This window comes from Streptomyces sp. CT34 (assembly GCF_000805335.1).
Lineage (GTDB): Bacteria > Actinomycetota > Actinomycetes > Streptomycetales > Streptomycetaceae > Streptomyces.
In genome coordinates this window covers 4105730-4131841 of sequence record NZ_KN708638.1, presented here as the reverse complement: position 1 = coordinate 4131841, position 26112 = coordinate 4105730, and the positions used below count along the sequence as shown (strand labels likewise).

Here is a 26112-nt window from a genome sequence, read left to right as displayed (position 1 = left end):
CCCCCCCCGCCCCTGGCCGTTGCTCAGCTGGCCGTTGCTCAGCCCCGGATGATCTCCACGGCGCGACCGAAGTGCGCCACGGGCCCCGTCGGGGCGGACGGATCGGCCTCTGCGGCGCCGCGGGTCAGTGCGGTGCCCGCCCACACGGCGGCGACGATCAGGGCCAGTACGACGGCGTTCCGGGCACGGCGGCCGGTGTTCGTGCTGGGCTGCATGGTCAACTCTCCTTGTCCTGCGGAGCCTCATCGACTCCATGCCTCCATTGACCCACGGGATCCCGGCCCGTCCGTACGCGCCAGGTACGGACTTTCGTCAGCCTTGAGTCGGACCGATGGTCCCCCTGGAGTCCCCCTTCGGCCGGGGGCGGGGGCGGGGGCGGCCGGAAAGGACTTGCCGCCTCCGGTCGGGCTGCTTACGGTCGGCGAAATGAGCAGTCAAACGATCATCCGGCGCTATCGGCCCGCCGATCAGGACGCGGTGACCGACCTGTGGTCCCGTGCTGCACGGCAGACGCATCCGTTCATCGAGGGGGAGGGCGAGGGCGAGCGGGCCCGCCTCCTCCGCGAGATGTATCTCGTCCGGGCCGAGAACTGGGTCGCCGAGCGCCAGGGCGCCGTCATCGGGCTGCTCGGTCCGCTGAGCGCCGAGAGCGGAGACGGCGGCGGTGCCGAGGTCGGCGGGCTGTTCGTGGCGCCCGAGGCGCAGGGCTGCGGCACCGGGCGAGAGCTCCTGGAGCACGCGGCGGCCCGGCACGGCGCGCTGTCCCTGGAGGTCTTCGAGGAGAACGTCCGCGCCCGCCGTTTCTTCGCGCACCTGGGCTTCACGGAACGCGGGCGGCGGACCGACGAGCGGACGGGCCATCCGCGGATCGCCCTGGAGCGCCAGGCGCCGCTGAGGTCGGTGTCCTGGCTGCATGTCCGCGACGGGCGGTTGCTGAGCGTCCGGACGCGGGGGAATGACACCTTCTACCTCCCGGGCGGCAAGTACGAGCCGGGAGAGACGGCCCGCGAGGCGCTGTCCCGCGAGCTGTCCGAGGAGCTCGGCCTGGACGTTCCCGAGCCGGAGCTGACGGAGGCGTTCGTCATCCACGCCGTCGCACACGGCAAGAACGGCCGGCGGCTGCACATGACCTGCTTCACCGGTGGGCCCCAGGACATCGCACCGGTCCCCGGCCGGGAGATCGCCGAGTACGCCTGGTTCGACCGCGAGGGGGCACGGACACGGTGCGCGCCCGCCCATGGGCAGGTGATCGACCGGTTGGTCGCCCAGGGGCTGATGCGCGGCTGAGGTACGGGGCGGCCGGGGACCCTGGCCGCCCCGACCATAACGCTTCTACCAGGACAAACACCCCGATGATCGTCCGTATCGCGGAACGGCGTGACGGTCGCATACCTGTTGTATCTATCCTGTGCGCATGCCATCAGCGTCCACCGCACCCGCAAGGGAGACCGGTCCCGTTCCCGCCAAACAGCCACCCGCCGCCGAGCGGGTCTACGCGCACATCAAGGACGCCGTTCTGGAGCGCCGCTACGAGGGCGGAATGCTGCTCACCGAAGGGGAGCTCGCCGAGGCCGTGGGGGTGTCGCGGACCCCGGTCCGCGAGGCGCTGCTGCGGCTGGAGGTCGAGGGGCTCATCAAGCTCTACCCGAAGAAGGGCGCCCTGGTCCTGCCGGTCTCCGCGCAGGAGATCGCCGACGTCGTCGAGACCCGGCTGCTGGTGGAGAAACACGCGGCGGCCAAGGCGGTACCCGCGAGCGAGTCGCTGATCGAGGAACTCGGCGCGCTGGTGGAGACCATGCGGGAACAGGCCGCGGCCGGCGATCTGGCCGCCGTCTCCGTCACCGACCGCGCCTTCCACGCCGCCATCGTGCGCAGCGCCGGCAACCAGATCCTGGACCGGCTCTACGAGCAACTGCGCGACCGGCAGCTGCGGATGGGCGTCGCGGTCATGCACGCCCACCCCGACCGGATCGCCAAGAACATCGCCGAGCACACGGAAATCCTCGAAGCGCTGCGTGCGGGCGACTCCGACGCGGCCACCGAGGCCGTACAGCGGCACGTCAGCTGGGTCCGCAACCTCGCGCAGGGGGACGAGCGATGAGCGCCGGCACCGACGCGTCCGCAGGCGGTGGCATAGGCGGAGGCGCCTCCCGGCTGCTGCCCTCGGACCCGCCCGGCGGCCGTAAGGCGATGGCCGTCTGGGGCATCGGCGTCGCGGTCTACTTCGTCGCGATCACCTACCGCACGAGCCTGGGCGTGGCCGGCCTGGACGCCGCCGTGCGCTTCCACATCAACGCCTCGGCGCTGTCCACCTTCTCGATCCTCCAGCTGCTCGTGTACGCGGGCATGCAGATACCCGTCGGCCTGCTCGTCGACCGGCTCGGTGCCAAGAAGGTGCTGACCCTCGGCGTCGTCCTGTACACCGTCGGGCAGTTCGGCTTCGCGCTCTCCGCGTCGTACACCATGGCGCTCGGCTCGCGCGCGCTGCTCGGCTGCGGTGACGCGATGACCTTCATCAGCGTGCTGCGGCTGGGCTCCCGGTGGTTCCCGGCCCGCCGCGGCCCGATGATCGCGCAGATCGCCGCGCTCGTCGGCATGGCGGGCAACTTGATCTCCACTCTCGTCCTGGCCCGGCTGCTGCACACCTTCGGCTGGACGACGACCTTCGCGGGCAGCGCGCTGGGCGGGGTCGGCGTACTGGTCCTGCTGCTGCTCTTCCTCAGGGACCACCCCGAGGGCTTCGCGCCGCCGCCCGCGCCCGCCGCGCACAGCGGAGCCGCGTTCGTCCGCCGGCAGATCGCGGACGCCTGGCGCGAGCCGGGCACCCGGCTGGGGATGTGGGTGCACTTCACAACCCAGTTCCCGGCGATGGTCTTCCTGCTGCTGTGGGGGCTCCCGTTCCTCGTCCAGGCGCAGGGCCTCTCCCGCGGTACCGCCGGTGAACTGCTCACGCTCGTGGTGCTCTCCAACATGGGCGTGGGACTGGTCTACGGGCAGGTCATCGCCCGCCACCATGCGGCCCGTACGCCGCTGGCCCTGAGCACCGTCGCCGCCACCGCCCTGCTGTGGGCCCTCACCGTGTGCTGGCCGGCCGCGCACGCCCCGATGTGGCTGCTGGTCGTGCTCTGCCTGGTGCTGGGCGCCTGCGGTCCCGCCTCGATGATCGGCTTCGACTTCGCCCGGCCCGCCAACCCTCCGGAGCGCCAGGGCACCGCCTCCGGCATCGTCAACATGGGCGGCTTCACCGCGTCGATGACGACCCTGCTGGCCATCGGCGTCCTCCTGGACGCCACCGGCGACAACTACCGGATCGCCTTCTCCTCGGTCTTCGTCCTGGAGGCCATCGGCCTCTCGCAGATACTGCGGCTGCGCCGGAGGGCGGCGCGGCGCGAGCGGGAACGGCTGGTCGTCAGCAGGGTGGAGGCGGTGCACGTCCCCGCGTGAGAGGTGCCGGTGCCGTCGTGGGCCGGAGAGCGTAGGAGCGTCATCCGGAGGATGCGCCATCTCCCCGGGAAACGCTGGGAGTTGGCGGACCGGCACCGGCTCCGGTTTCACGTGAAACGCGCAGGCAGTTTCACGTGAAACGGCCAACTCCCCTCGCGCCGCCCGTCCGACGGGCAGTGGCACGGGCACCGTGAGGCCGTGCATGCGCGTTTCTGCGCTTCCGCGTCGCTGCGTCTTGCGGTGGTGTGTGCGCTCGCGTGGTTCGGCGTTTTCGAGGTTCGCGTTTTCGAAAGTCCCGCGGGTCCGCGCCCAGTGGTACGCCCCGCCAGGATGACCCGTTCCCGGCGGGGCGCGCTGCCGGGGAGCCTGCTACGGCGTCACCGCGAAGTTGTCGAGGATGGCCTGGGCCAGCTCGTGGTCGCCGTCGATCTTGATCTGCCCGGCGATGGCCGCCGGGCGGATCCGGCCGCAGGCCAGCCGGTGGAAGGCGTCCCAGTCCATGGCCAGTGTCACCGTCGGGCCGAGCGAGACGCTGCCGTCGATCGTCGCCTTGCCGTCGGCGCCGACCCGCACCGTGCGCATGAACTCCACCGGGCCGGTGATGTCGAAGACGACGGCCGAATCGGTGGGTGCCTGCGCCCGCTTGGCGACGATGCCGGGCAGCGCCCGCACCAGCAGATCGCGGGTCACGTGCGCGCCGGGGGAGTCGGCGTTGCCGGGCTTGCCGAGCGCCCGGCGCAGATCCTGCTCGTGCACCCAGACGTCCAACGCCCGCTGCTCCAGCACGAATTCCAGCGTCCGGTCCTCGTCGAGCGGGCTGCGCACCACGGCGTCCGGCTGGCGGGACTCGTTGCGCAGCTGCCGGGACCGCCGGATGACGGTGTATTCGAGCTCGCTGAGCATCTCCGGTGCGGTGTGGTGCCGGCGGACGTCGACCTGGACCTCCATGCGGCGGGCCGACTCGCTCCGTACGTGGTAGAGGTCGCGCGGCAGGGTGTGGATCGGCCGTGGGTCGCCCAGCATCTCGCATTCCAGGCCGATGACGTGGGAGACGACATCGCGCACGGACCAACCTGGGAGGTCCGTCGCCCGGTTCCACTCACCCTCGACGAGCGGCGTCACCAGCTCGGTTATCGCTTCTATGGAATGCGTCCAGGCATCGATGGAGGACTGAAGGCTGGGATGGACGGTCACGGGACCCCTCGGACGGTTCGTACGCGGGCTGCTGTCTGTGCAGTTAAGTTACTTTGCGCACGGGCACCCCGGCAGTGCTTTCGGGTGACCATCGTAGGTGGATGTTTGACGGCCGGGCCGTTCGAAAGCTTTGGCGGTGGTACTGTGCGCGGTTCGCCGATCCCGAACGGTGCGGAACCGGAGAAAACGGTCAATTCCCTTCGGTGGTAGGGGGCTTGGCCGCCCCGTTCCCACGCCCTCAGCCCTCCCCACGCTCCCGCTCGGCCATCCGGATCACGCACACCGCGATGGCGATCAGCAGCGGCGGATCGGCGTCCTCCCGTACGACATTGACCGCATAGGTGTCGCGTACGGTCAGCCAGCGCCGGGAGATCTCGGCGAGCAGTTCACCGTCGTACTCGACCAGGAACTCCCGGTCCAGGATCTTGCCGCTGACGTCCAGCTCGGTGCCGTCGACCAGCTCGACGCGGTAGTGGTGGCGCAGCAGCGACAGCCGCTTGCGCCTGATCGTGGCCAGCGGCGCGTCGTCCCGCTCGATGGTCATCGCGTCGCGCAGGCTGAGCATCTTCTTGCGGATGGTGATCAGGACCCGCCGCTCGGTGTCCTTGAGTTCGAAGGTCTCCCGCAGGCGCAGCGCCTTCCCGTCCACCAGGAAGGCGTGCCGGCCGTGATCGTCGTCGACCCAGTAGTCCTCACCGATGCCGAAGATCCGGTCGTGCACGAAGTACTTGGCGGGGCGCGGGGAGCGGTCCCCGTGGGATTGCAGCATGGGTGACGTGTTCCCCACGGCCCCTGCGGAATGCGCACGTACGGGAGTGACGTTGAATGTCCACATGGCTTCACGTGCGCGCGTCCGGGCCCCCGAGCTGATCGGCAAGGGCGGCTGGCTCAACACCGGCGGAAATGCTCTCACCCTCTCCGACCTGCGAGGACGCATTGTCATCCTCGATTTTTGGACCTTCTGCTGTGTGAACTGCCTGCATGTCCTGGACGAGCTGCGGGAGCTGGAGGAGCGGCACCGCGACTCGGTCGTGATCATCGGTGTGCACTCTCCGAAGTTCGTGCACGAGGCCGAGCACCAGGCGGTCGTGGACGCCGTCGAGCGGTACGGCGTCGAGCACCCGGTCCTCGACGACCCCGAGCTGGCGACCTGGAAGCAGTACGCGGTGCGGGCCTGGCCGACGCTGGTGGTGATCGACCCCGAGGGCTATGTGGTCGCCCAGCACGCGGGCGAGGGCCATGCGCACGCCATCGGGAAGCTCGTCGAGGAGCTGATCGCCGAGCACGGGGCGAAGGGCACCCTCCGGCGCGGCGACGGCCCGTACGTACCGCCGGAGCCGGTCGCCACCGACCTGCGGTTCCCCGGCAAGGCGGTGCGGCTGCCCGGCGGCACCTTCCTCGTCTCGGACACCACCCGGCATCAGCTGGTGGAGCTGGCGGCCGACGGCGAGCAGGTGCTGCGCCGGATCGGGACCGGTGAACGCGGGCTGGGCCCGGACTCCTTCAACGAGCCGCAGGGTCTGGCGCTGCTGCCCGACGGCACGGTCGCCGTCGCGGACACCGTCAACCACGCCGTCCGGGTCCTCGACCCCCGCAGCGGTGTGCTGGAGACGGTGGCCGGCACCGGAAGGCAGTGGTGGCAGGGCTCGCCGTCCTCCGGGCCGGCCCGCGCGGTGGACCTCTCCTCGCCGTGGGACCTCGCCTGGTGGCAGGACCGGCTGTGGATCGCGATGGCCGGTGTGCACCAGCTGTGGACGTACGACCCGGCGGACGGCACGGTCGCGGTCGCGGCCGGCACGACCAACGAGGGGCTGGTGGACGGGCCCGCGGCGGAGGCGTGGTTCGCCCAGCCCTCCGGGCTCGCGGCGGCCGGCGACCGGCTGTGGATCGCCGACTCGGAGACCAGCGCGGTGCGCTGGATCGAGCGGGCGGCGAACGGCGACGGCCATGTGGTCCGCACCGCCGTCGGCACCGGGCTCTTCGACTTCGGGCACCGCGACGGCGCCGCCGGGCAGGCCCTGCTCCAGCACCCGCTGGGCGTCACCGCGCTGCCCGACGGCTCGGTCGCCGTCGCGGACACCTACAACCACGCACTGCGCCGCTTCGACCCCGCGAGCGGCGAGGTGACGACGCTCGCGACCGATCTGCGCGAACCGTCCGCGGCGGTGCTCGCCGACGACGACATCGTGGTCGTGGAGTCCGCACGGCACCGGCTGACCCGCCTGCGGCTCCCCGAAGAGGCGGTCCGCGTCGAGGCGGTGGCCCACCGCACCCGGCGCGCGGCCACCGACGTCGCCCCGGGCAGCCTCCGCCTGGACGTGGTCTTCCGGGCCCCGGCCGGCCAGAAGCTCGACACCCGCTACGGCCCCTCGACGCGGCTGCTGGTGAGCGCGACGCCGCCGGAGCTGCTCGCCGACGGCGCCGGTGCGGGCACCGACCTCGCCCGGGAGCTGGTGCTGGCGGACGGTGTCACCGAGGGTGTGCTGCACGTCTCGGCGATGGCCGCGTCCTGCGACGACGCCCCGGACATCGAGTACCCGGCCTGCCATGTGCACCAGCAGGACTGGGGCGTTCCGGTCCGGGTCACCGACGGCGGCGCGGCCCGGCTGGGGCTCGTCCTGGCGGGGCTGGACGCGGAGTAGCCCCGGCGCGGGAGCCGGGGCCGCCCGTGTGGGATCAACTGCCGACGCCGGCCTCCAGCTTGGCGCCCGAGAGGCTGCTGTTCCAGTCGCTGACCTTGCTCCGGCCGACGGAGATGACATCGCGCTTCTCGGCGAAGTCGAACGTCACCGGCGACCCGGTGGACCGCGCGAACCGGATGGCCACGTTCTCCTGCCGGGTGCCCAGCGCGGCGGGGGTGTCGGTCGGGATGACCGCGTAGGCGGTGTCGCGGGGGCGGAGGGTGACCTGGTGGTTGGAGCCCGCCCGCACCGGCGGCAGCGGGGTCTTCGCCTGGTTGAAGGACAGCAGCGGTGCGCCGTACAGCGTGCAGCTCAGCGTGCCGGAGGAGTTCCGGTACCGCACGGTGACGTACCCCTTGGGCCCCGTCTGCTGGCCGAACTGGAGCCGGGACGTGGAGAGCGAGCAGTTCGACACATGGCGGTTGCGATGGGCCGTGGTGCCCGCACCGCCGATGACGCGGTGCCTGCTCTTGCCGCCCGCGGAGGACGAGGACGAACTCCGGTGGGTTTTCGAGCCCTTGCAGCCGGTCAGGGCCAGCGGGCCGACGAGTCCGAGGGCCAGCGCGGCGTAGGCGGCGGAGCGGCGGCGGGTGCGGCGTGCGGTCATGAGAGGTTCCCCCTGGGAGTCACGGCGGTCGGGTATCTCCGTCTGTCATGGCATCGCCACGATAGTCACCGGGGCTCAGGTGAACAGGACGGGTGCGCTTCGGGCCGGTATCCGTACGGGGGGACGGGATACGGCCGGACCTTCACGATCCGTCCCGGCAGCGCGGCAGTTGGGCGTTGGTCAGCTGCTCCGGACGGATTCGGATGCCCGGTACCCAGACCTGCCCGCCTCCGTGGTCGACGCGGAACCAGATACTGCTGTGCCCGCCCATCTCATCGGTGACGGTGACACCGTTGGCGACCTCGCAGACCGCGTGCAGCACATCGCCGTGCCAGACATGGTCCACGATATTGGGCGGCAGATACGGCGCGTACGGATCGCGGGCCAGCCCGAGCCCGCAGTAGTCGCTGCGGCTGTGCCGGCAGGCGCGTTCGACGTTGTTGACCGTGATCATGGCGGATCCGGTGCCGGTCGACGCGCTCACCGCGGCCGGTGCCCGGCCGCCGCCCTCCCGCGCACCCCCGCGGTCCGGGCCGGTCAGTGCCAGGACGGCGAAGGCGGCACCGCCGAGTACGGCGGCGGTGCAGAGCGCGGCGAGCAGCAGCCGCAGCCGGCGCCGGGCCGGTGCCGTGCTCGTCCATGCCGGGTCCGTCCGGTCACCGGGCCCCGGCCCGGCCGCGTCGCCGGGTTCCGGGGCGCGCACCGGCGGGACGTCCGCCGCCTCCTGGGCGCGGTGCAGCAGCTCCACCAGCGTGGGCATCCGGTCCTCACCGGTGAACGAGAGCTTGCACCACTGCACCAGCAGCCGCTCGTCGGGCAGGCTCTGGCCGCGCAGATAGCGCGAGAGGGACGACCGGCTGGCGGGCAGCCGTCCCGACAACTCCTGAAGGCTGTAGCCCAGTTCGCCGTGCATCCGGCGCAGGGCGGCGACGAAGTCCCGTACAGGCCCGGAGAGTTCGGCGGGAAGCGGGGCCAGTGGCTTGCGGCGGTTTTTTGCAGCGTCGTTCTCATGGCCAGGCACGTCTCGCATTCCAGCACAGCGGACATGCGCGCGCGAGGGGCACTTCCGCTCCCCTGTGACGGAAGTGCCCCTCGTTACGCGATCCGGAACGAATCCGGACCGCTCTGTGAAGTTGCAACAGATTCCGCGTCCCGGATCCATCCCGGAACGCGCCCCCGAATCGGGTCAGTCGCCGAACTCCACGGGACGGTAGGGCCTGAACCGGGCGTCGCCGCCCGGCAGTCCGTAGGTCAGGCTCCGGTGATCGGTGCCATGGCCACCGCGCTGCTCGAACGCGGTATACGAGGAGTGCGCGGCGTTGTTCCACTTCTCGAAGATCACGACATGCCGGCTGTTGTGGTCGCCGATCGCGTCGATGAGCAGGTCGCCGGGCTTGAGTGCGCCGAGCGATATCGGCCGGGTCAGGCCGCGGTCGGTGGCCAGCCCCACGGTGTTGGTGCCCGGCGCCGGCAGCCCGAGGGCCATCGACGCATAGCCCGAGCAGTCCTGGCGGTAGCCGTCCGTCCAGTACTTGACCTGGCTGTACGGGACCTGGGAGCCGTGGTCGGCGGTCAGCCAGGTCGCGGCGCGCGCCAGCACCTCCTGGCGGCTGCGGCCGGGGTGCGGGGGCGCGCCGCGGACCGGTATGCCCGGCAGCCGGTCCTGCGGGATGGCCACCGAGACCACGCTGAGGAACCCGCTGACCGGTCCGGTCAGATGCGCCAGGTACGTCGAGCAGGCGCTGCCCTCGCACACCCGGTGCCCGGTGTCGACCTGGTAGTCGGCGGTGATCCGGTCCTGGCCCGCCGCGGTCTTGTTGATCATTGCGACCGCGGGGGAAGCGGTGTCGGCCGTGGCGTGCACGATCCATTGGGTGCCCCAGGTCGGAAAGCCGGCGGTGGCGGTTTCCGGGGACGCGGTCTCGCTGCCGTGCGCGACCCCCGCGATCCCGGCGACGCCGATGCCGGCCACGGCGACCGCCGGCAGCGCCCGGCGCACCACGGTCCGGCGGATCGCGGATGCCCTGCCGGCCGCGGGGGTTGTGCGGTCCCCCGGGTACGTGGTGCCGTGCTCGTCCATGCCGGTTCCCTCCGAATCGGTCCGGCCCGGATGGCCGGTTGCGGCGACGGAGACCATGGTGGGGCGGGCGCACGGCACGGGCCCGCCGGTCCGCGTCCCATGGGACGTACCGACCGCCGCGCACCGCTGTGAGCTGCACGGATGCGGCGGGGCGGGGCGGCGATGCGGGACACCGGGCGGGCGTCGTGGGACATGACGGGACAGCCGCCGCCGGTCCGAGGCCGCCCGGCGGCCGGCCGCGAACCGTGCGGTGGCCGCCCGGCCGGCCCGCGCGGCGGCAGCGGAAAGGGCGCCCGCGGGGGGAGTCGCGGGCGCCCTGCTCAAGGGAGCGGCGGATGGCCTGCCAGGAGGCGGGCCGGCCTACCAGGAGGCCGCGTCGCCCGGGTCCGCCTGCCAGTACGACACCCGGGCGCTGTCGTCGAGGTAAGCCGAGCCGCCCGGCAGCGCCACCTTCGCCGTGCCGCCGGTGCCGCCCCCGCCGTCGCGGCCCGCGAGACTGACGGACAGCGAGGTCACCGTGCGGCCGTGCGCACCGCCGTCGGCACCGGACGTCAGCACCCCGGCATAGCCGGACCGGCCCGGCGCGAGGGTGACCACGGCCTGCGGCTTGCTGTCCGGCAGGTCCGGGACCGGCGCCTGCGCGTCGTCGAACCGCAGGAACGGGGCGGCGTGGAGGTCGCAGGTGGTCCCGGAGGTGTTGGTGGCCTCCAGCAGCAGATGGTTGATCGGCCGGGTCAGCGGCTTCGCCACGATGCGGATCCGGGCGGCGTCGCAGGCGATGTGCCCGCCGCCCGCGCCCCGGCCCCGGCCGGCGGTGGACCCGCCCGGTGCATGCGGGCCGCGCTGCCCGGCGGCGCCGGCCGAGCTGTCCGTCACGGTCGCGTTGCCGTCGCGGCCACCGGACGCCTTGCCCGCCGGGGCGCTCTTGCCGCCGCTCACCGAGGCGTTGGCGTCCTGCGTGCCCTTCGCGCCGTTGGCCGCCGGGTCCTTGGAGTCCTGGGGCGCCGGGTTGAACGGCTTGGCGGCGCTGGTCTTCAGCGGGTTGTCCTGGCCGCAGGCGGTGAGCGTGAGCGCGGCGACCGCGGTCAGCCCGGCCGCCGCGACCCGCAGCGTACGGCGGCCGGCGGCACGGGGCGTACGGGCGGTGCGGGTGCGGGCATCGGTGTGCGGCATGTCGGTCTCTCCCCGGTGGGCAGCGCGCCGTGCGGTGCGCTCTGCGGTGCGGCCGGACGCGCCCCGCCCGGCCTGGTTGTCCTGCGGTCCGTCCACAAGACTGCCGCCAGCCGCTGGCGTGCCACTAACGCTTGCCTAACGGCCGCCGTCCGCCGCCGCGGTGCTCAGCCGGCGCCGCCCTCGGCACCCTCGCCCTGCCCGCTCTTCCCACCGCGCCCCTCATCACCCTCACCGCGTTCACCGCGCTCATCGCGCGCGAACAGCTGCGTCAGCGTACTGATTGTGTAGACATCGGTGGCCTCTTCGTCCACCAGATGCATCTCGGCCAGCCGCTCCAGGCCGTCCTGGGTGCGCTCGGGGTCGTATCCGGCGAGCGCCGCCGCCACGGACGCGTTGAGATGGCCGTCGGCGCTGGTCGCCAGCGCGCTCAGCAGCCGGGCGTCATCCGCCGACAGCCGGGCGACCGACATCCGCAGCGCCGCCGCGATCCCGGTGTCCTCCGCCGACAGCAGCGCCAGCCGCCGCCGCTCGTCGCGCAGCGCCGCGGCCAGCCGGGCCAGCTTCCAGCGTGGCCGGGCGGTCAGCTGGGCGGCGGCGGCCCGCAGCGCCAGCGGTAGCCCGTCGCACAGCGCCACCAACTCCTCGGCAGCGGCCGGGTCTTCCGCGACCCGCTCCGGCCCGAGCATGGCGCCGAGCAGTGCCGCGCCCTCCTCGTGGCCGAGCGCCTGGACGCTCACCGGCCGGGCACAGTCCGTGGCGACCAGCCCGTCGAGCCGGCTGCGGCTGGTGACGACCGTGGCGCAGTGCGGGCCGCCGGGCAGCAGCGGGCGCACCTGCGCCGAACTCCGCGCGTTGTCGAGGACGACCAGCAGCCGGCGGTCGGCGACCAGCGAGCGGAACAGCGCCGAGGCGGCCTGCGCGGAGCCGGGCACCCGCTCGGGCGGGGTGCCCAGTGCCAGCAGGAAGTCGCGCAGGATCTCGGCCGGCGCCGCCTCGTCGCCCTCGCCGAAACCGCGCAGGTCGGCGAAGAGCTGCCCGTCGGGGAAGGCCCCGGCATGCAGATGCGCCCACTGCACGGCGCATGCGGTCTTGCCGGCACCGGCCGGTCCGGCGACCACCGCGAGCGGACTCTCGCCGGTCGTACGGTCCGTCAACGCATCGGTCAGTGCGCCGAGTTGGCCCTCCCGGCCCAGGAAGCGGGCGGGCGGCCGGGGCAGCAGCCGCGGTGCCGTACCGGTCCGCCCGGCCCCGCTGCCCGTTCCCGTCGTCGTGGCGTCCGCGGGAGCCGCACCGGCTGCGTCCGCGGACGGCGGCTTCTCCTGCCCGTGTTTCACGTGAAACGACGACCCGCCCGCGGGCGCCGCCTTCCGGCCGCGGCCCGCCGCCTCCGCACGGAGAATCTCCTCGTACGCCTCGCGCAGCCGCTCGCCGGGGTCCACACCCAGCTCCTCGTTGAGCAGCCGCCGGGTGCGGTGGAACCACTCCAGCGCGTCGGACTGCCGCCCCGTACGGAACAGCGCCCGCATCAGCGCCGCGATCAGACCTTCCCGCAGCGGGTGGTTGACGGCCGCGGAGTAGAGGATCGCCGCGGCCTGTTCGTGCTCGCCGAGCGCGCTATGGGCCCGCGCCAGAGCCTCGACGGCGGTCAGCCGGCGCTCCTCCAGCGCATGCGCGGCGGCGGCGAAGGGCGGGCTGGTGACCGTACCGGTCAGCGCGGGCCCGCGCCACAGCCCCAGCGCCTCGCGCAGCAGCGGCACGGCGTCGGCCGGTGCCGCCTCCGGACGTGCCAGCGCCACCAGTTCACTGAAGCGGTGCGCGTCGATCAACTGCTCCGGCAGCCGCAGCAGATAGGCGGAGCCGTGCGTGGCCAGCTCGATGCCGTACGTCTCGGCGCCGCCCGCGGCCAGCGTCGCGCGCAGCCGCGAGACATGCCCCTGGACGACCGTACGGGCGTGCTCGGGCGGCTCGCCCTCCCACAGGGAGTCGATCAACTGCTCCAGCGGAACGGTGGTGTTGGGCTGCAGAAGCAGCAGCGCCAGCACACTGCGCCGTTTGGCGGGCCCGAGCGACAGCTCCCCTGAGCCGGTCGTCACGGCGATCGGGCCGAGCAGTGAGAATTCCAACTCAGCTCTCCAGGAAGGCCGTCAGGGCGTTCGCCAGCAGATACGGGTCCTGGGCGCCGCACAGCTCGCGGGCCGAGTGCATGGACAGGATCGCCACACCGATGTCGACGGTCGCGATGCCGTGCCGGGCCGCGGTGATCGGCCCGATCGTGGTGCCGCACGGCATCGCGTTGTTGGACACGAACGACTGCCAGGGCACACCGGCGCGCTCGCACGCCGCCGCGAAGACCGCCCGCCCGCTGCCGTCCGTCGCATACCGCTGGTTGACGTTCACCTTGAGGATCGGCCCGCCGTTGGGCATCGGTTGGTGCCCGGGGTCGTGCCGCTCGCTGTAGTTGGGGTGGACGGCGTGGCCGGTGTCGGACGACAGGCAGACGGTGCCGGCGAAGGCCCGCGCTCGGTCCTCGTACGCACCGCCGCGGGCGAAGACCGAACGCTCCAGCACCGTGCCGAGCAGCGGGCCGTCGGCGCCGGTGTCCGACTGGCTGCCGTTCTCCTCGTGGTCGAAGGCGGCCAGCACCGGGATGCCGGTCAGTGCGCTGCCGACGGCTGCCGCCGCGGCGAGCGCGGCCGTACCGGCGTGCACGGACAGCAGGTTGTCCATCCGCGGCCCGGCGACCAGCTCGCGGTCGCGCCCCAGATACGCGGGGGGCTCGACGCTGTGCACCATCAGGTCCCAGCCCTTGACGTCGTCCGCCGGGACGCCGATCTCCTCCGCCACGAACGAGATCAGATCGCCCTCGGCGACCTCGCCGAGGCCCCAGATCGGCGTCATATGGCGCTGCTTGTCGAGCTTCAGCCCCTCGGTGTTCACCGAGCGGTCCAGGTGGACGGCGAGTTGCGACACCCGCAGCAGCGGCCGGTCCACGTTGACCAGCCGGTGGCTGCCGTCGCGCAGCGTCACCCGGCCGCTGAGCCCCAGGTCGCGGTCGAGCCAGGTGTTGAGCAGCGTGCCGCCGTAGATCTCCACGGCGATCTGCCGCCAGCCGCGGGAACCGGTGTCCGGGATCGGCTTGACGCGCAGATTGGGCGAGTCGGTGTGCGCTCCGACGATGCGGTAGGGCGTCGCGGCGCCCGCGCCCTCGGGTACGTACCACGCGATGATGGCGCCGCCGCGCAGCACATACTTGCCACCGCTCTCGCCGCCCCACTCGTCGGTCTCCGCCAGCTGCCGGAAGCCGGCCTTCTCCAGCCGCTCCGCCGCGTTCGCCACCGCGTGGTAAGGCGACGGGCTGGCGGCGAGGAAGGACATCAGGTCGTCGGTGTGGCCGCGGTCGAAGCGGGTGGAGTTGGTCATGGATTCAGCATAAGGAGCGAAGTCCGCTAATCCCCGTGCCGCGGGGGCGCGACTCCGTTGCCTTCCGGCCACGATTTCCGCATTCCAGGCCGCGGACCCCACTGGAGCGAATGATTCCGTTTCCGGCCGGGCGCCCCGGCCCCAGCCGGCTCGTCCGCCTCATCCGGTCCGGAACGGCGGTGCCCGCCTCCTCGGGGGAAGGGAGGCGGGCACCGATCAGTCTGGCCGCCGATTCTGAGAGGCGTCTAAGAACGGCGTGACGGTCCGGGAACAGGCCCCGGACCGCCGGGTCTTGACCGCGTTGCTCAGAACGCGGCCTCGTCGAGCTCCATCAGCGACTGGTCGACGGACTCGGCCAGCCCGCGCTGCACCGCGACGCCCGGCAGGACGTTGTGCGCGAAGAACTTCGCGGCGGCGATCTTGCCCTCGTAGAACGGCTTGTCCTTCGAGGACGCACCGGCCAGCTTCCCGGCCGCCACCGCGGCGCCCTTGAGGAGCAGGTAGCCGATGACGACGTCACCGGAGGCCAGCAGCAGGCGGGTGGTGTTCAGACCGACCTTGTAGATGGACTTGACGTCCTTCTCCGTGGCGGCGAGGTCGGTCAGCATGGCGCCGACGATCGCCTCCAGGTCGGCGGCGGCCTTGGCCAGCTCGTCGCGGGCCTGCTCCAGCTCCGGGCCGCCGTCGGCGTCGGCCAGGAACTTCTTGATCGTCTCCGAGAGCTGGGTCAGCGCCGCGCCCTGGTTGCGGACGATCTTCCGGAAGAAGAAGTCCTGCCCCTGGATCGCGGTGGTGCCCTCGTAGAGGGTGTCGATCTTGGAGTCCCGGATGTACTGCTCGATCGGGTACTCCTGGAGGTAGCCGGAGCCGCCGAAGGTCTGCAGCGACTGGGCCAGCTGCTCGTAGGACTTCTCCGAGCCGTAGCCCTTGACGATCGGCAGCAGCAGGTCGTTCAGCGCGTTCTCGGCGGAGGCGTCCTCGCCCGCGGCCTCCTTGATGAGGATCTCGTCCTGGACCGTGGCGGTGTACAGCACCAGGGCGCGCATGCCCTCGGCGTACGCCTTCTGCGTCATCAGCGAGCGACGCACGTCGGGGTGGTGGGTGATGGTGACGCGCGGCGCGGCCTTGTCGGTGAACGCGGCCAGGTCCGGGCCCTGCACGCGCTCCTTGGCGTACTCCAGGGCATTCAGGTAGCCGGTCGAGAGGGTGGCTATGGCCTTCGTGCCGACCATCATGCGGGCGAACTCGATGATCCGGAACATCTGGCGGATGCCGTCGTGCTTCTCGCCGATCAGCCAGCCCTTGGCGGGGTGGCGGTCGCCGAAGGTCATCTCGCAGGTGTTGGACGCCTTGAGGCCCATCTTGTGCTCGACGTTGGTGGCGTAGACGCCGTTGCGCTCACCGAGCTCGCCGGTCTCGAAGTCGAACTCGTACTTCGGCACGAGGAAGAGCGACAGGCCCTTGGTACCGGGGCCGTGGCCCTCCGGGCGGGCGAGGACGTAGTGGAGGATGTTGTCCGCCATGTCGTGCTCACCGGACGTGATGAAGCGCTTCACGCCCTCGATGTGCCACGAGCCGTCCTCCTGCTTGACGGCCTTGGTGCGGCCGGCGCCGACGTCCGAGCCGGCGTCCGGCTCGGTCAGCACCATCGTGGAGCCCCAGCCCTTCTCCACCGCGACCTTGGCGATGTGCTTCTGCTGCTCGGTGCCCTCCTCGAAGAGGACGCCGGCGAAGGCCGGGCCGGAGGCGTACATCCACACGGCCGGGTTCGAGCCCAGGATGGTCTCGGCGAAGGCCCACAGGAGCGAGCGCGGCGAGGTCGTGCCGCCGATCTCCTCCGGGATGCCCAGGCGCCACCACTCGGCGTCCATGTACGCCTGGTAGCTCTTCTTGAAGGTGTCCGGGACCGGCGCGGTGTTGGTGTCCGGGTCGAAGACCGGGGGGTTCCGGTCGGCGTCCGCGTACGAATCGGCCAGCTCGTTCTCCGACAGCCGGGCGATCTCGGACAGCACGCTCTTGGCGGTGTCGACGTCCATCTCCGCGAACGGTCCGGTGCCGTACACGCTGTCACGGCCGAGCACCTCGAAGAGGTTGAACTCGATGTCGCGGAGATTCGACTTGTAGTGCCCCATGGGTACGGCTCCGTAAGGGTTCAGGAGGGCCTCTGTGCGAGGAAGGACCTCGACGCGAGGAAGGGACCTCGATACGCAATACCAGCAAGTAGCCACGATGATGCTACCCGTGGGTAATAAGAAGCAACCCCTACGGGCCGATCTGTGACGAGCGTCCCCCGCGCCATCCCCGAATCAGTACGCTGTGCCGCATGTACGGCTACGACCAGAACGCGGGCGCCGGGCAGCAGCAGTATGGAGCTCCGCCGCCCCCGCCGCAGCAACCGGCCCCCGGGGGCTACGGCGAGCAGCCGCTCTATCCCGAGCCGTCCCCGCCCTCCCTCGCCGACGCGGTGCGCGCCTTCACCACCGGCTCGATGTCGGCCGAGGACTTCCAGGGCATCTTCTCGACCTCCAAGGTCTACTGCCCGCGCGGCGACAACCCCGGGTTCCTGGCACTGCACAACACCCAGCAGCCGGTGATCCCGATGTTCACCTCGCTCAAGGAGCTGCGGCGGTACGCGGGCAAGGAGTCCAAGTACTTCGTGATCACCGGTGCCGAGGTGCTCGACCTGCTGCCGACCGGCTACGGCTTCGTCCTCGACATGGAGGGCGACCACCGGATGGTCTTCGACGCCAAGGCCGTGGAGCAGATGGTCGACTTCGCGATGCGGCGCATGTACGGCTGACCTCGGCCCTCCGTACCTCACCTTTCTTCCGCTTGATCCCGCCTGACCTGCGAAAACGGCGACAGGGCACGGTCGGGAATGCCGCACGCCTTGCAGTTTGTTCAGCATTCAACTAACTTATTGAATCGCGAACGACCGAGGAGGCCGTGATGCCTGCTGTGACCGTAGAGAACCCGCTGGCCCTGCCGCGGGTGGCCGCGCCCGCCGGCGCGCACATCCGACCGGTGCTGACCGTCGCCACCGCTCCGAGCGGATTCGAGGGCGAGGGCTTCCCCGTGCGCCGGGCATTCGCCGGCATCCCCTACCAGCACCTCGATCCCTTCATCATGATGGATCAGATGGGCGAGGTGGAGTACGCGCCCGGAGAGCCCAAGGGCACCCCCTGGCATCCGCACCGCGGCTTCGAGACCGTCACGTATCTGATCGACGGCACGTTCGTGCACCGCGACTCGCACGGTGGCGGCGGTGTCATCAACGACGGCGACACCCAGTGGATGACGGCGGGCTCCGGCCTGCTGCACATCGAGGCGCCGCCGGAGTCGCTGGTGATGTCCGGCGGCCTCTTCCACGGCCTCCAGCTGTGGGTGAACCTGCCGAAGAGCGACAAGATGATGGCGCCGCGCTACCAGGACATCGGCGGGGGCCAGGTGAAGCTGCTGGCCTCCGCCGACGGCGGGGCGCTGCTGCGGCTGATCGCCGGTGACGTCGACGGCCGACGGGGGCCGGGCGTGACCCACACCCCGATCACGATGATGCATGTGACGGTGAACCCGGGCGCCGAGGTGACTCTCCCCTGGCGTGCGGACTTCAACGCCCTCGCCTATGCCCTGGCCGGCCGCGGTACGGCCGGTGCGGAAGGCCGCCCGTTCCACATGGGGCAGGCGGTCGTCTTCGGGGGTGGGGGCACCTCCCCCTCGAGCGGAGCCGGGAGTGGGGGAGACGCGATCACGATCCGGGCGGACGAGAGCCAGGAGTCGCGCAGCCCGAACTTCGAGGTCGTGCTGCTGGGCGGGCTGCCGATCCGCGAGCCGATGATGCACTACGGCCCGTTCGTGATGAACACCCACGCCGAACTGGCCCAGGCCGTCGAGGACTTCCAGGCCGGACGGCTGGGAACCATACCTGCCGACGCGCGCTGAGCGCCCCGCCACGGCAGGGAGTCGGGGGCGGCGTTTCCCGTGAAACGCCGCCCCCGCACGCGAGTTTCACGTGAAACGCCGGTCCGTGCGTGCTGCCCGCGCACCGCTTCCCTCGCGCCCAATACCCGTCAACTGCCGCATCGGCGTGGTGCACTGTCGGGGTGCGAAACGACTCGGATCAAGACCGGGGTGGCGCCGAGCCCGGCCGGCCGCCGCACGACAGGCAGCCGCTGCTGCCCATCGAGGCCCGTCGCGCCGCGGCCTGGTGCGCGACGGTGCTCCTGGTCGCGGCCGTGCTCGGCGTCGGGGTCTGGCTGTGCGTCGAGCTGAGCGCGGCGGTCACGCCCGTCCTGCTGGCGCTGCTCGGCAGCGCACTGCTCGGGCCGCTCTACCGGCGGCTGGTGGCGATAAGACTCAACCGTTCGCTGGCGGCCGGGCTGACCTCCGCCGTGCTGGTGGTCGTGGTCGGCGGTGCCGGATACATCGTGATCAGCGCGCTGGTCGACACCGGTGACCAGATCCTCGCGTCGCTCAAGGACGCCGCGTCGGACCTGTCCCGGCACTTCGGCATGGCCGGCAACTCGCTCAGCGACCTCGCCACCCACGCCAAGAGTCTGGTCACCAAGTTCGGCGGCACAGCGGCCTCCGGACTGCTGGCCGGGGTCAGCATCGTCGGCCAGTTCATCGCCGCGGCGGTGCTGGCCCTGCTGCTGACGTTCTTCTTCCTGCGGGACTCGGACAAGGCCGTCCGCGCGCTGCACGACTGGGCGCCCGGCGACTCGGCGCCGCAACTGGAACGGATGGCCCGACGCGGCTTCCAGTCCATCGAGGGCTTCATGCGCGGGACCACCTTCATCGCGCTGATCGACGCCATCTGCATCACCGTCGGACTGCTGATCCTGAAGGTGCCGGGCGCCCTCGGCCTGGGCGCGCTGGTCTTCGTCGGCGCCTATATCCCCTACCTCGGCGCGTTCATCTCCGGTGCGGTGGCGATCCTGGTGGCGTTCGCGGACCGCGGCATCGTGATCGCGCTCTGGGCGCTCGGCGTTGTCGTGGCCGTGCAGGTGCTGGAGGGCCATGTGCTCCAGCCGATGATCCAGAGCCGTACGGTGCAGATGCACCCGGCGGTGGTCATGCTGGCGATCACGGCGGGGGCGAGCGTCGCCGGCATCATCGGCATGCTGCTGTCCGTACCGCTGACCGCGGCTGCCTCCGGTGTCCTCCACGAGCTGCGCAAGGGCTACGCGGCGGACTCCGGCGCCGGCTCCTCGGGCCCCGGTGACACGGGGCCGGACGGCTCCACCACCAACCCGGCGTCCTCGTAGAGCTCGAACCACGTCGATTTGCCGTCCCCGCGCGGATCCACTCCCCACGCGCCGGCCAGCAGCTCCATCAGCACCAGACCGCGGCCCGAGGACGCCAGTTCGCCGGGCCGGCGGCGGTGCGGCAGCTCGTCGCTGCCGTCGGAGACATCGACCCGGATGCGCCGCCGGCCCCACTCACCGGAGATCTCGGCGACCAGCAGTGCATCCCCGTCGGTGTGCATCAGCACGTTGGTGACCACCTCGGAGACCATCAGCACCGCCGAGTCCACCTGGTCCGGGTCGGCCCAGTCGTGCAGCACCGCGCGGATCTGCCGGCGTGCCTCCGCTATCCGCTCCGGCTCGGCCTGGGCGACGGAGAACACGGTGCGCCGTACGGGCTGCTGCGCCGGCCGTTCGCCGGTGCCCACCCCGCAGCTGCCGCCGTCGCGGGAGAGCAGCAGGACGGCGATGTCGTCCTCACGGCGGTCCACCAGCGGCCCGGTGGTGTGGTGCGAGGAGGGGCCGTGCACGGCCTGGACCAGGGTGTCGGCCAGCCGTTCCAGGCCCTCGCCGCCGGTCTCGTCCGCCCCCGGGGCATGTCCTTCGACGATGTCGCGCAGCCGGGCCCAGCCGGTCTCCAGATCGTGCCCGCCGGTCTCGATCAGCCCGTCGGTGCACACCAGCATGGTCTCGCCGGGTTCCAGGACGAGCCGGGTGGTGGGGTAGTCGGTGTCCGGGTCGATGCCCAGCGGCAGCCCGCCCGCGGTGGGCCGGACCAGCATCGTGCCGTCGGCCATCCGGATCGCCGGATCGGGGTGGCCGGCCCGCGCGATGTCCAGCAGCCCGGTGGCCGGGTCCACCTCGACGTACAGGCAGGTCGCGAAGCGCTGGTCCTCACCGTGGCCCCGGAACTCGGTCTCGTTGATCCCGGCGAGAAAGCGCGAGGCGCGGGAGAGCACCGCGTCGGGGTGGTGGCCCTCGGAGGCATAGGCGCGCAGCGCGATCCGCAGCTGCCCCATCAGGCCCGCGGCCCGCACGTCGTGGCCCTGGACGTCCCCGATGACCAGCGCGATCCGGCCGGAGGGCAGCGGGATCATGTCGTACCAGTCGCCGCCGACCTCCAGCCCGCCGCCGGTCGGCACATAGCGGGCCGCGACCGTCATCCCCGGGATGTCGGGCTGCACCGTCGGCATCATGCTGCGTTGCAGCCCCACCGCCAGTTCGTGCTGCGACTCCTGCACACCGGCCCTGGCCAGCGCCTGGGCCAGCATCCGGGCGATGGTGGTCAGCACCGAGCGCTCGTCGGGGGTGAAGGCGACCGGCTGGGCGAAGCCGGCCATCCAGGCACCGATCGTGCGGCCGGCGTTGACCAGCGGCAGAAACGCCCATGAGGTCCGCTGGAAGCGGGCGGCCAGCGGCCAGGTGGAGGGGTAGCGGCGCCGGTACTCCTGGGGGGTGGGGAGGTAGATGGCCCGGCCGGTACGGATGACCTCGGCCGCCGGATAGTCGGTCTCCAGCGTCATGTCGGAGAACGGCCGCTCGTCGCCGGGACGGTGGCCGTGGTGGCCGATGACCGAGAGCCGGTCCCCGTCGATGCCGAAGACCGCCAGGCCGTCCGGCATGAACCCCGGCATGGACAGCCCGGCCGCGACCCGCAGCACTTCGGCGGTCGACCGCGCCTCGGCCAGCGCCCGGCCCGCGTCCAGGAGGAACGCCTCGCGCGAGCGGCGCCAGTCGCCGGTGATCGGGGTGTGCGCCGCGGACGTGCCGGGCTGCGGTCTGGGGACTTCCTGGAGCGTGCCGACCAGCTCGAAGTCGCCGTCGACGAGCCGGGGCCGGGAGCGGGTGCGCACGATGCGCAGCACCCGCCCGCGCTCGTCGACGATGCGCAGCCGGGCCTCGGCGAGGGTCCCTTCGGAGACCGCGAGCTGGACGACGCCGTTGATCTCGGCGAAGTCCACGGGATGAAAACGGGAGCGCACCGCCGCCTCGGACAGCTCCACCGGCTCGGCGGGAAGCCCGAGGAGCGGGCCCGCCTCGGCGTCGAGGGTCACCCGGCTCGATGCGTTGTCCCAGCGCCACAGGCCGGTCGCGATGGCGGCCAGGAGATCCTCGGTGCGCATTGCATCACTTTATGTGGGTTTGCCGAAGCCCGGCCAACGAGCCGGACGTGACCATCCTCGCAGCGGGGGTGCCCGTCTCCGGCCGGGGAGGGCCTGATGGGGATATGTCAACCAGGTCATGGGAGCCGGGCGGTAACCTGGAGCGGTTATGCCTTTCCTGGGGTGGTCTTCGGGTGATCCACAAGGCGATCGATCGGGTGTTCGAGCCTCGCGTCGCCGCTTCTCTCCCGACAGCTCCCCACCTCGACTCGCGACGACTTGGATGAGCGATGCATCGGTACCGGTCCCATAACTGCGGCGAGCTCCGAGCCGCGGACGTCGACACCGACGTCCGCCTCAGCGGCTGGCTGCACAATCGACGTGACCTGGGCGGCATCCTCTTCATCGATCTGCGCGACCACTACGGTCTCGTGCAGCTCGTCGCCCGTCCCGGCACCCCCGCCAACGAAGCGCTCGGATCGCTGACCAAGGAGTCCGTCGTCCGGGTCGACGGCAAGGTCAGCACCCGCGGCGCCGACAACGTGAACCCCGACCTGCCGACCGGTGAGATCGAGATCGAGGTCACCGAGGTCGAGGTGCTCGGTTCCGCCGAGCAGATCCCGTTCACGATCAACGCGGAGGACGGCGTCAACGAGGAGAAGCGGCTCGAATTCCGCTTCCTCGACCTGCGCCGCGAGCGCATGCACCGCAACATCATGCTGCGCACCGCCGTGATCTCCGCCATCCGCCACAAGATGGTGGCCCTCGGCTTCAACGAGATGGCGACCCCGATCCTGTCCGCGACCTCCCCCGAGGGCGCCCGCGACTTCCTGGTCCCCTCCCGCCTGCACGCCGGCAGGTTCTACGCGCTGCCGCAGGCCCCGCAGCAGTTCAAGCAGCTGCTGATGATCGCCGGCTTCGACCGCTACTTCCAGATCGCGCCGTGCTTCCGCGACGAGGACGCCCGCGCGGACCGCTCGCCGGGCGAGTTCTACCAGCTCGACATCGAGATGAGCTTCGTCGAGCAGGAGGACGTCTTCCGGCCCGTCGAGAAGCTGATGACCGAGCTGTTCACCGAGTTCGGCAACGGCCGCACGGTCACCTCGCCCTTCCCGCGCATCCCGTTCCGCGAGGCGATGCTCAAGTACGGCTCCGACAAGCCGGATCTGCGCGCCGAGCTGGAACTGGTGGATGTCTCCGGCGTCTTCGAGAACTCCGGCTTCAAGGCGTTCGCCGGCAAGCACGTGCGCGCCCTGGCCGTGCCGGAGACCGCGGACCAGCCGCGGAAGTTCTTCGACCAGCTGGGCGACTTCGCCGTTCAGCAGGGCGCCAAGGGCCTGGCCTGGATCCGCGTCGGCGAAGTCCCCCAAGGCCGTGAGGGCCAGGGAGGCGCCCCCATCGCGCTGACCGGCCCGATCGCCAAGTTCCTCACCGACGAGGACGTCAAGGCGCTGGTCGTCGCCCTGGACCTCAAGCCGGGCCACGCGGTGTTCTTCGGCGCCGGTGAGTTCGACGAGGTCTCCAAGATCATGGGCGCGGTCCGCGTCGAGGCCGCCAAGCGCGCCGGCCACTTCGTCGAGGACGAGTTCCGGTTCTGCTGGATCGTCGACTTCCCGATGTTCGAGAAGAACGCGGACACCGGCCAGATCGAGTTCTCCCACAACCCGTTCTCCATGCCGCAGGGCGGTCTGGAGGCGCTGGAGACCCAGGACCCGCTGGACATCCTCGCCTGGCAGTACGACATCGTCTGCAACGGCACCGAGCTGTCCTCCGGCGCGATCCGCAATCACGAGCCGGACGTCATGTACAAGGCGTTCGCCATCGCCGGTTACGACAAGGAGACCGTCGAGGCCGAGTTCGGCGGCATGCTCCGCGCCTTCAAGTTCGGCGCCCCGCCGCACGGTGGCATCGCCCCCGGCGTCGACCGCATCGTGATGCTGCTGGCCGACGAGCCCAACATCCGCGAGACCATCGCCTTCCCGCTCAACGGCAACGCCCAGGACCTCCTGATGGGCGCCCCGAGCGAGGTTGACGAGGCGCGCCTCAAGGAGCTGCACCTGAGCATCCGCACGGGCCCCGCGAAGCCGACGCCGTACAAGCCGACGAAGTGACGCCGAGGACCTGACGGGGGCCGGAACCGCTCGGGTCCGGCCCCTTCGCCTGCCGGCCGCACACACGGCGAAGCCCCCGGACCGAACCCGGCCCGGGGGCTTCGCGCATGCTCGGGGTGCGGCCTACTGCTCCTCGCCGCCGAACCGCTCCCGGTACGCCGCCAGATCATCCTCGGTGATCTTCGCGAACAGCACCGGCGGCACCGTGAACGGCGTCCCGGCGGGAACCGCCGCCAGCGCCTTCGCCTCGTCCTGCGAGACCCATCGGGCGGTGTCGTTCTCCAGCGCGAAGGCGTTCCGCATGGCCTTGGCCGACGCCGGGATGAACGGCTCGGAGACCACCGCGTACAGGTGGATCAGGTTCATCGCGGTCCGCAGCGTCAGCGCCGCCGCGTCCTTGTCGGTCTTGATCTCCAGCCACGGGGCCTTCTCCTCCAGGTAGGAGTTGCCCGCGCTCCACAGCGCACGCAGCGAGGCGGACGCCTTGCGGAACTGGAGCGCCTCCATGTGGCCCTCGTACTCCGCCAGCAGCCCGGCGATCTCCTCGCCCAGCTTCTGCTCGGCGGCCCCGGCCTCGGCGCCGGCCGGCACCTCGTCGCCGAACCGCTTGCGGGAGAACGACAGCACGCGGTTGACGAAGTTGCCGAGCGTGTCCGCCAGGTCCTTGTTGACCGAGGACGAGAAAAGCTCCCAGGTGAAGGAGGTGTCGTCCGACTCCGGGGCGTTTGCCATCAGGAAGTAGCGCCAGTAGTCGGCCGGCAGCAGCTCCAGCGCCGCGTCCGTGAAGATGCCGCGCTTCTGCGACGTCGAGAACTTCCCGCCGTAGTAGTTGAGCCAGTTGAACGCCTTGAGGAAGTCGACCTTCTTCCACGGCTCGCGGGTCCCCAGCTGCGTCGCCGGGAACATCACGCTGTGGAACGGCACATTGTCCTTGGCCATGAATTCCGTGTACCGGACGTCATCGGCCTCGTACCACCACGACTTCCAGTCGCGCTCCTCCGGCGCCTGGTCCGCCCACTCCTTCGTCGAGCCGATGTACTCGATCGGCGCGTCGAACCAGACATAGAAGACCTTGCCCTCGGCGGCCAGCTCCGGCCACACGTCGGCCGGCACCGGGACGCCCCAGTCGAGGTCGCGGGTGATCGCCCGGTCCTGGAGGCCCTCGGTCAGCCACTTGTGCGCGATGGAGGAGGCGAGGGTCGGCCACTCCTTGCTGCCGTTGCCCTCCAGCCAGCCCTCGACCTCGTGCTGGAGCTGCGACTGGAGCAGGAAGAGGTGCTTGGTCTCGCGCACCTCCAGATCACCGCTGCCGCTGATCGCCGACCGCGCGTCGATCAGATCGGTCGGGTCGAGGACCCGGGTGCAGTTCTCGCACTGGTCGCCGCGGGCCTTGTCGTAGCCGCAGTGCGGGCAGGTGCCGACGATGTAGCGGTCCGGCAGGAAGCGGCCGTCGGCGTTCGAGTAGACCTGGCGGATCGCCCGCTCCTCGATGAAGCCGTTCTCGTGCAGCTTGCGCGCGAAGTGCTGGGTCAGCTCCACGTTCTCCGGCGACGAGCTGCGTCCGAAGTAGTCGAACTCCAACCCGAAGCCGTCGTAGATCGCCTTCTGCTTGTCGTGCTGCTCCGCGCAGAACGCGTCGACCGACTGCCCCGCCTCCTTCGCCGCCAGCTCCGCGGGCGTCCCGTGCTCGTCCGTCGCGCAGATGTAGAGCACGTCATGTCCGCGCTGCCGCATATACCGGGCATAGACATCGGCCGGGAGCATGGACCCCACCATGTTGCCCAGGTGCTTGATCCCGTTGATGTACGGAAGGGCGCTGGTGATGAGGTGTCGAGCCATTGCCGGCTGCTCCCAAGTCGCTACGGTGAGTGAGGATTTGCTTTACGGAACGTCAATATCGTACTGGACGGGGTGGGGGCGGTGGCGCGGGGATTTTCGCGGGCGGACGGGGGTCCGGGGCCGGGAATGGGCGGAAATCGCGGGCCGGTCCGTTTCACGTGAAACGCACGCCTGCATCCCCCATCGTCACGCGCACCGCAAGCGATCGGTACGGCGTG

General features: G+C 71.3%; 20 protein-coding genes. 8 read left to right on the top strand and 12 right to left on the bottom strand.

Features of this window, described 5'->3' with window-relative positions:
- Nucleotides 1-38 precede the first annotated feature (38 nt).
- Nucleotides 39-215, bottom strand: coding sequence for a hypothetical protein (locus RZ84_RS39815; protein ID WP_198540004.1), 177 nt, complete (start codon nt 213-215; stop codon nt 39-41).
- A 211-nt stretch (nt 216-426) separates the two neighbouring features.
- Here RZ84_RS39815 and RZ84_RS42340 point away from each other — a divergent pair, with 211 nt between their 5' ends.
- The 3 genes from RZ84_RS42340 (at nt 427) to RZ84_RS18030 (ending at nt 3444) form a co-directional block, all read left to right on the top strand.
- Entirely contained in the window at nt 427-1287 is an 861-nt protein-coding gene (locus RZ84_RS42340) for a GNAT family N-acetyltransferase (protein ID WP_043265160.1), read from the top strand.
- A gap of 127 nt (nt 1288-1414) precedes the next feature.
- Nucleotides 1415-2101 carry a GntR family transcriptional regulator gene (locus tag RZ84_RS18035; RefSeq protein WP_043265159.1) on the top strand — a complete coding sequence of 229 codons (687 nt, stop codon included), beginning with the start codon at nt 1415-1417 and terminating at the stop codon, nt 2099-2101.
- 89 nt (nt 2102-2190) lie between these two features.
- Nucleotides 2191-3444 carry an MFS transporter gene (locus RZ84_RS18030; RefSeq protein WP_043270209.1) on the top strand — a complete coding sequence of 418 codons (1254 nt, stop codon included), beginning with the start codon at nt 2191-2193 and terminating at the stop codon, nt 3442-3444.
- Nucleotides 3445-3813: 369 nt separating this feature from the next.
- Here the strand turns inward: RZ84_RS18030 and RZ84_RS18025 are convergent, their stop codons facing one another.
- Together RZ84_RS18025 and RZ84_RS18020 are read right to left on the bottom strand one after the other, a co-directional pair.
- The gene (locus tag RZ84_RS18025) at nt 3814-4638 is read right to left on the bottom strand and encodes a maleylpyruvate isomerase family mycothiol-dependent enzyme (protein WP_043265158.1); all 825 of its coding nucleotides are present in this window, start codon (nt 4636-4638) and stop codon (nt 3814-3816) included.
- 238 nt (nt 4639-4876) lie between these two features.
- The gene (locus RZ84_RS18020) at nt 4877-5407 is read right to left on the bottom strand and encodes an LURP-one-related/scramblase family protein (RefSeq protein ID WP_052230006.1); all 531 of its coding nucleotides are present in this window, start codon (nt 5405-5407) and stop codon (nt 4877-4879) included.
- Between the two features lie 64 nt (nt 5408-5471).
- On the opposite strand from RZ84_RS18020, the gene RZ84_RS18015 reads away from it, so the two are divergent.
- Complete coding sequence (locus RZ84_RS18015; RefSeq protein WP_043265157.1) at nt 5472-7280, top strand: NHL domain-containing thioredoxin family protein; 1809 nt, start codon at nt 5472-5474, stop codon at nt 7278-7280.
- Nucleotides 7281-7314: 34 nt separating this feature from the next.
- On the opposite strand, the gene RZ84_RS18010 is transcribed toward RZ84_RS18015, so the two are convergent.
- From RZ84_RS18010 to RZ84_RS17980, 7 genes are all read right to left on the bottom strand, one after another.
- Nucleotides 7315-7926 (bottom strand): DUF4232 domain-containing protein, encoded by a 612-nt coding sequence (locus RZ84_RS18010; RefSeq protein WP_043265156.1) that lies wholly within the window; start codon nt 7924-7926, stop codon nt 7315-7317.
- 142 nt (nt 7927-8068) lie between these two features.
- Nucleotides 8069-8947, bottom strand: a complete 879-nt coding sequence (locus RZ84_RS18005; protein WP_107068131.1) for a helix-turn-helix domain-containing protein — start codon at nt 8945-8947, stop codon at nt 8069-8071.
- A gap of 165 nt (nt 8948-9112) precedes the next feature.
- Nucleotides 9113-10006, bottom strand: a complete 894-nt coding sequence (locus tag RZ84_RS18000) for a hypothetical protein (protein ID WP_043270205.1) — start codon at nt 10004-10006, stop codon at nt 9113-9115.
- A 360-nt stretch (nt 10007-10366) separates the two neighbouring features.
- The gene (locus RZ84_RS17995) at nt 10367-11179 is read right to left on the bottom strand and encodes a DUF4232 domain-containing protein (protein ID WP_052230005.1); all 813 of its coding nucleotides are present in this window, start codon (nt 11177-11179) and stop codon (nt 10367-10369) included.
- Nucleotides 11180-11343: 164 nt separating this feature from the next.
- Nucleotides 11344-13302 carry an AfsR/SARP family transcriptional regulator gene (locus RZ84_RS17990; RefSeq protein ID WP_043265154.1) on the bottom strand — a complete coding sequence of 653 codons (1959 nt, stop codon included), beginning with the start codon at nt 13300-13302 and terminating at the stop codon, nt 11344-11346.
- A gap of 1 nt (nt 13303) precedes the next feature.
- Entirely contained in the window at nt 13304-14599 is a 1296-nt protein-coding gene (locus tag RZ84_RS17985) for a M18 family aminopeptidase (protein WP_043265153.1), read from the bottom strand.
- Between the two features lie 305 nt (nt 14600-14904).
- Complete coding sequence (locus RZ84_RS17980) at nt 14905-16731, bottom strand: acyl-CoA dehydrogenase (RefSeq protein ID WP_043265152.1); 1827 nt, start codon at nt 16729-16731, stop codon at nt 14905-14907.
- 191 nt (nt 16732-16922) lie between these two features.
- Here RZ84_RS17980 and RZ84_RS17975 point away from each other — a divergent pair, with 191 nt between their 5' ends.
- From RZ84_RS17975 to RZ84_RS17965, 3 genes are all read left to right on the top strand, one after another.
- Entirely contained in the window at nt 16923-17399 is a 477-nt protein-coding gene (locus RZ84_RS17975) for an SseB family protein (RefSeq protein WP_043265151.1), read from the top strand.
- Nucleotides 17400-17548: 149 nt separating this feature from the next.
- Nucleotides 17549-18538: a pirin family protein gene (locus tag RZ84_RS17970; protein WP_043265150.1), complete on the top strand. Its 990-nt coding sequence runs from the start codon at nt 17549-17551 to the stop codon at nt 18536-18538.
- 161 nt (nt 18539-18699) lie between these two features.
- Nucleotides 18700-19863, top strand: a complete 1164-nt coding sequence (locus RZ84_RS17965) for an AI-2E family transporter (RefSeq protein ID WP_043265149.1) — start codon at nt 18700-18702, stop codon at nt 19861-19863.
- On the opposite strand, the gene RZ84_RS17960 is transcribed toward RZ84_RS17965, so the two are convergent.
- Nucleotides 19779-21965 (bottom strand): ATP-binding SpoIIE family protein phosphatase, encoded by a 2187-nt coding sequence (locus RZ84_RS17960; RefSeq protein ID WP_043265148.1) that lies wholly within the window; start codon nt 21963-21965, stop codon nt 19779-19781. The two genes, RZ84_RS17965 and RZ84_RS17960, sit on opposite strands and share 85 nt — an antisense overlap.
- A gap of 269 nt (nt 21966-22234) precedes the next feature.
- Here RZ84_RS17960 and aspS point away from each other — a divergent pair, with 269 nt between their 5' ends.
- A complete protein-coding gene (aspS, locus tag RZ84_RS17955; protein WP_043265147.1) occupies nt 22235-24055 on the top strand; it encodes an aspartate--tRNA ligase in 1821 nt (606 codons plus the stop codon).
- Nucleotides 24056-24178: 123 nt separating this feature from the next.
- On the opposite strand, the gene metG is transcribed toward aspS, so the two are convergent.
- Nucleotides 24179-25894, bottom strand: coding sequence for a methionine--tRNA ligase (metG, locus tag RZ84_RS17950; RefSeq protein WP_043265146.1), 1716 nt, complete (start codon nt 25892-25894; stop codon nt 24179-24181).
- Nucleotides 25895-26112: the final 218 nt, after the last annotated feature.

Coding starts and splice junctions, on each gene's coding strand:
- RZ84_RS39815 (WP_198540004.1), bottom strand. CDS start 215: ATGCAGCCCAGCACGAACACCGGCCGCCGTGCCCGGAACGCCGTCGTA.
- RZ84_RS42340 (WP_043265160.1), top strand. CDS start 427: ATGAGCAGTCAAACGATCATCCGGCGCTATCGGCCCGCCGATCAGGAC.
- RZ84_RS18035 (WP_043265159.1), top strand. CDS start 1,415: ATGCCATCAGCGTCCACCGCACCCGCAAGGGAGACCGGTCCCGTTCCC.
- RZ84_RS18030 (WP_043270209.1), top strand. CDS start 2,191: ATGGCCGTCTGGGGCATCGGCGTCGCGGTCTACTTCGTCGCGATCACC.
- RZ84_RS18020 (WP_052230006.1), bottom strand. CDS start 5,407: ATGCTGCAATCCCACGGGGACCGCTCCCCGCGCCCCGCCAAGTACTTC.
- RZ84_RS18015 (WP_043265157.1), top strand. CDS start 5,472: ATGGCTTCACGTGCGCGCGTCCGGGCCCCCGAGCTGATCGGCAAGGGC.
- RZ84_RS18010 (WP_043265156.1), bottom strand. CDS start 7,926: ATGACCGCACGCCGCACCCGCCGCCGCTCCGCCGCCTACGCCGCGCTG.
- RZ84_RS18000 (WP_043270205.1), bottom strand. CDS start 10,006: ATGGACGAGCACGGCACCACGTACCCGGGGGACCGCACAACCCCCGCG.
- RZ84_RS17995 (WP_052230005.1), bottom strand. CDS start 11,179: ATGCCGCACACCGATGCCCGCACCCGCACCGCCCGTACGCCCCGTGCC.
- RZ84_RS17985 (WP_043265153.1), bottom strand. CDS start 14,599: ATGACCAACTCCACCCGCTTCGACCGCGGCCACACCGACGACCTGATG.
- RZ84_RS17980 (WP_043265152.1), bottom strand. CDS start 16,731: ATGGGGCACTACAAGTCGAATCTCCGCGACATCGAGTTCAACCTCTTC.
- RZ84_RS17975 (WP_043265151.1), top strand. CDS start 16,923: ATGTACGGCTACGACCAGAACGCGGGCGCCGGGCAGCAGCAGTATGGA.
- RZ84_RS17970 (WP_043265150.1), top strand. CDS start 17,549: ATGCCTGCTGTGACCGTAGAGAACCCGCTGGCCCTGCCGCGGGTGGCC.
- RZ84_RS17960 (WP_043265148.1), bottom strand. CDS start 21,965: ATGCGCACCGAGGATCTCCTGGCCGCCATCGCGACCGGCCTGTGGCGC.
- aspS (WP_043265147.1), top strand. CDS start 22,235: ATGCATCGGTACCGGTCCCATAACTGCGGCGAGCTCCGAGCCGCGGAC.
- metG (WP_043265146.1), bottom strand. CDS start 25,894: ATGGCTCGACACCTCATCACCAGCGCCCTTCCGTACATCAACGGGATC.